3 protein-coding genes and 1 pseudogene are annotated in these 4226 nt (G+C 73.7%); all 4 read left to right on the top strand.

Annotation, left to right across the window (positions count from 1 at the left end; genetic code table 11):
• Window positions 1–596, top strand: a pseudogene (locus CWIS_RS19140) (hypothetical protein); the annotation flags it as partial.
• A gap of 5 nt (window positions 597–601) precedes the next feature.
• A complete protein-coding gene (locus tag CWIS_RS17225) occupies window positions 602–2152 on the top strand; it encodes an FtsW/RodA/SpoVE family cell cycle protein (protein ID WP_048344583.1) in 1551 nt (516 codons plus the stop codon).
• Window positions 2149–3600: a penicillin-binding protein 2 gene (locus CWIS_RS17220; protein WP_048344572.1), complete on the top strand. Its 1452-nt coding sequence runs from the start codon at window positions 2149–2151 to the stop codon at window positions 3598–3600. Before CWIS_RS17225 ends, CWIS_RS17220 begins: the two co-directional genes overlap by 4 nt.
• Window positions 3597–4226: serine/threonine-protein kinase (locus CWIS_RS19690; RefSeq protein ID WP_231583992.1), on the top strand; the 630-nt coding region annotated here is incomplete at its 3' end. The genes CWIS_RS17220 and CWIS_RS19690, both read left to right, overlap by 4 nt.

Genomic DNA, 4226 nt, shown 5'->3' with positions numbered 1-4226 from the left:
ACGACGAGGACGACGACCCGGCCGGGGCACCGGCCACGGTCGGCGCCGGCGGCGCGGGCGACGGCCCCAGCTCGGACGACGACGGCGACGACGCCGACGACACCGAGAGCGCGCGGCCCGGCGGCCGGTCGCGGCGCGGACGTGCGGCGGTCGCGGGCGTCGCGGCGCTCGCGCTGCTGGTCGCGGTGCTCGGGGGCGGGTACGCCTGGACGCGCACGCAGTACTTCGTCGGCGTCCACCAGGGCGAGGTCGTGATCTTCCGCGGCGTGCCCGAGGCGCTCGGACCCGTGGCGCTGTCGGACGTCGTGGACCGCACGGGCGTCCCGGTCGAGGACATCGCCTCGCAGTACGTGCGGGACCGCGTGTTCCAGACCATCCACGCCGACGACCGCGCGGCCGCCCGCCGGCTCGTCGACGAGATCGTCCTGCTCGACGACCAGGCACCCGGCGACCAGGCACCCGACGCCGACGACCCGACGACGGCCCCCACCGCCGATCCGAGCGCCACCGCCGATCCCGGCACCACCCGGCCCACCGGGACCACCTCGCCAGGAACGACAGCCACCGCGCCGGCCACCACCGGCGCGGACGGGTGAACCGCATGGCGACCGTCGAGCCGCACCGCGTGCGCGCCGGCCGCGGCACCGAGCTCCTGCTCCTGGTCCTCGCGCTCGCGCTCGGGATCGGGGCGTACGCGCTCGTCGGGCTGGGCACCTCGGGCGAGGTGCCGCCCGACGTGATCGGCTACGGCGCGGGGCTCGCGGGCCTGGCCGTCGCGCTCCACCTGGTGCTGCGCTGGCGTGCGCCGTACGCGGACCCCGTGATCCTGCCCGTGACCGTCGCGCTCAACGGCATCGGCCTGGCGATGATCTACCGGATCGACTTCGCCTACGAGCTGCGCGAGAAGGCCAACGGCTTCGCGGCGCGCCAGCTCTTGTGGACGGCGATCGCCGTCGCACTGGCCGCGTTGGTGCTGATCCTGCTGCGCGACCACCGCACGCTACGGCGCTTCACGTACACCGCGATGGTCGTCGCGCTGGCGCTCCTCGCGCTGCCGCTCGTCCCCGGGATCGGCAAGTCGATCAACGGCGCGCGCATCTGGGTGTACTTCGGCTCGGTCGGCATGCAGCCCGCGGAGTTCGCCAAGCTCGCACTGGCCGTGTTCTTCGCGGGCTACCTGGTCACGCACCGCGACACCCTCGCGCTCGCCGGCTCGAAGTTCCTGGGCCTGCAGCTGCCGCGCGCACGGGACCTGGGCCCGATCCTCGTCGTCTGGGCCGGCTCGATCGCGGTCCTGGTGTTCGAGAAGGACCTCGGCACGTCGCTGCTGCTCTTCGGCCTGTTCGTCGCGATGCTCTACCTCGCGACCGAGCGGATCAGCTGGGTCGTCATCGGCCTGCTGATGTTCGTCGGCGGCGCCATGGTCGCCGCGACCGCGTTCGCGCACGTCGGCGCGCGGTTCGACGTGTGGCTGCACGCGCTCGACCCCGACGTCTTCGACCGCGATCCGGGCGGCTCGGGCCAGGTGGTGCGCGGGCTGTTCGGCATGGCGAGCGGCGGGCTGTTCGGCACCGGGTGGGGCGAGGGCCGGCCGGACCTCGTGCCGTACGCGGAGTCGGACTTCATCGTCCCGTCGCTCGGCGAGGAGCTCGGCCTGACGGGCCTGCTCGCGATCCTCATGCTGTACGCGGTCCTCACGCAGCGCGGCATGCGCGCCGCGATCGGCGTGCGCGACGGGTTCGGCAAGCTGCTCGCGGGCGGTCTGGCATTCGTGGTCGCGTGGCAGTGCTTCGTCGTCGTCGGCGGCGTCACGCGGCTCATCCCGCTGACCGGCCTGACCACACCGTTCCTCGCGTACGGAGGGTCGAGCCTGCTCGCGAACTGGATCATCGTCGCGCTGCTGCTGCGCGTCTCGAACGACGCGCGTCGTCCGGCGCCCGCGGCCCGCGGGCTGCGACCCGGCGAGCCGCTGCCCGGTGAGGTGCTGCCCGGTGAGGTGCTTCCTGGCGAGGTGCTGCCCGGCGAGCCGGGCGACGACGCCGCGCCGGTCCCGGTGCGCGTCCCGGCGTCCGCTGCCTCCGCGCCGCATGGTCCGCAGGGTCCGGATCCCGACGACGACCAGCCGACCGAGCGGATCGGAGGGCTGTCGTGAACACGCCCCTGCGCCGCGTCGCCACCGTCATGCTCGTGATGTTCCTGGCCCTCATGGGCTCGGCCACGTGGGTGCAGTTCGTCCAGGCGCCCGAGCTCAACGCGGACTCGCGCAACGTGCGGACGCTGTACCGCGAGTACGGCAACGCGCGCGGGCCGATCGTGGTCGCGGGCGAGGCGATCGCGCAGTCCGTGCAGGTCGACGACCCGTTCGGCTACCAACGCCAGTACACCGACGGCGAGCTCTACTCGGCCGTCACGGGCTTCTACTCGATCGTCAACGGCAGCTCGCAGCTCGAGCGCGCCGCGAACGACCAGCTCACGGGCCGCAGCGACCAGCTGTTCTTCTCGCGGCTGCGGGACATCATCACGGGCCGCAAGCCCGAGGGCGCCGCGGTCGAGACCACGCTCGTGGCCGCCGCGCAGCGCGCCGCGCGCGAGGGCCTGGGGGACCAGCAGGGTGCGGTCGTCGCGATCGAGCCGAGCACCGGCCGGATCCTGGCGATGGTCTCGACGCCGGGCTTCGACCCGAACGCGCTCGCGACCCACGACTCCGCGGCCGCCGCCGCGGCCTACACCGAGCTCGCGGGCGCGGCGGGCAACCCGCTGCGCAGCAACGCGACGCTCGAGACCTACCCGCCGGGCTCCACGTTCAAGCTCGTCACCGCGGCCGCCGCGCTCGAGAGCGGCGAGTACGACGCGAGCACCGAGCTGCCCGCACCCGTGCGGCTCGACCTCCCGCAGACCACCGCGACGATCGGCAACTTCGGCGGCGGGGGCTGCGGGAGCAACCCGATCACGCTCGCGAACGCGCTGCGCGTCTCGTGCAACACCGCGTTCGCGCAGCTCGGCATGGACATCGGCGCCGACGCGCTGCGCGAGCAGGCCGAACGGTTCGGGTTCGACGACGCGTCGCTGACGATCCCGATGCGGGTCGCGGAGAGCCGCTTCCCGCAGGACCCGAACGCGCCGCAGACCGCCCAGTCGGCGATCGGGCAGTTCGACGTGGCGGCGACGCCGCTGCAGATGGCGATGGTGTCCGCCGCGATCGCCAACGACGGCAAGCTCATGCGGCCGTACGTCGTCGAGCGCGTGCGCGCCGCGAACCTCTCGGTGGTCTCGCAGACCGAGCCCTCGCTGCTGTCGACCGCCGTCTCGCCCGGCACGGCCGCGCAGCTCACGGACATGATGGTCGGCGTCGTCGAAGGCGGCTCCGGCACGGCCGCGAGGATCCCCGGCGTGCAGGTCGCCGGGAAGACCGGCACCGCGCAGACCTCGTCGGACGCCGCGCCGCACGCGTGGTTCACCGCGTTCGCCCCGGCGAACGACCCGCAGGTCGCGGTCGCGGTGATCGTCGAGCACGGCGGGTCCGCAGGCTCCGAGGCGACCGGCGGGCGGGTCGCCGCGCCTATCGCGCGGGCCGTCATCGAGGCGGTGCTGGGCTCATGAGGACCACCGCGGGCATCGCGCTCGGCAACCGCTACCGGCTGATCCGGCAGATCGCGGTCGGCGGCATGGGCGAGGTGTGGGAGGGGTACGACGAGTCCCTCGTGCGGCCCGTCGCGGTCAAGGTGCTCAAGCAGGAGTTCGTCGGCGACCAGGGGTTCCTCGAGCGGTTCCGCACCGAGGCGCGCAACTCCGCGTCGCTGTCGCACGCGAACATCGCCCAGCTCTTCGACTACGGCGAGCAGGACGGCGCGTCGTACCTGGTCATGGAGCTCGTGACCGGTGAGCCCCTGTCCGACCTGCTCGAGCGCGAGCCCGTGCTGCCCGTGCGCCGGCTCCTGCCGATCCTCGCCCAGACCGCGCGCGGGCTGCACGCCGCGCACGAGGCCGGCGTGGTGCACCGCGACGTCAAGCCCGGCAACATCCTGCTCGGCCGGGCCGGACGCGTGAAGATCACCGACTTCGGGGTCTCGCTCGCGCGCAACCAGATGACGATGACCGCGACCGGCATGGTCATGGGCACCGCGCAGTACCTGTCGCCGGAGCAGGCGGTCGGACGCCCCGCCACGCCGCTGTCCGACCTGTACTCGCTCGGGATCATCGCCTACGAGGCGCTCGTCGGGCACCGG

The organism is Cellulomonas sp. A375-1 (assembly GCF_001040865.1).
GTDB lineage: Bacteria > Actinomycetota > Actinomycetes > Actinomycetales > Cellulomonadaceae > Cellulomonas > Cellulomonas gelida.
This window is presented reverse-complemented; position numbering and strand designations above follow the sequence as displayed.

Excerpts from the sequence above, each read along its gene's own strand:
- CWIS_RS17225 (WP_048344583.1), top strand. The coding sequence starts at position 602 with ATGGCGACCGTCGAGCCGCACCGCGTGCGCGCCGGCCGCGGCACCGAG.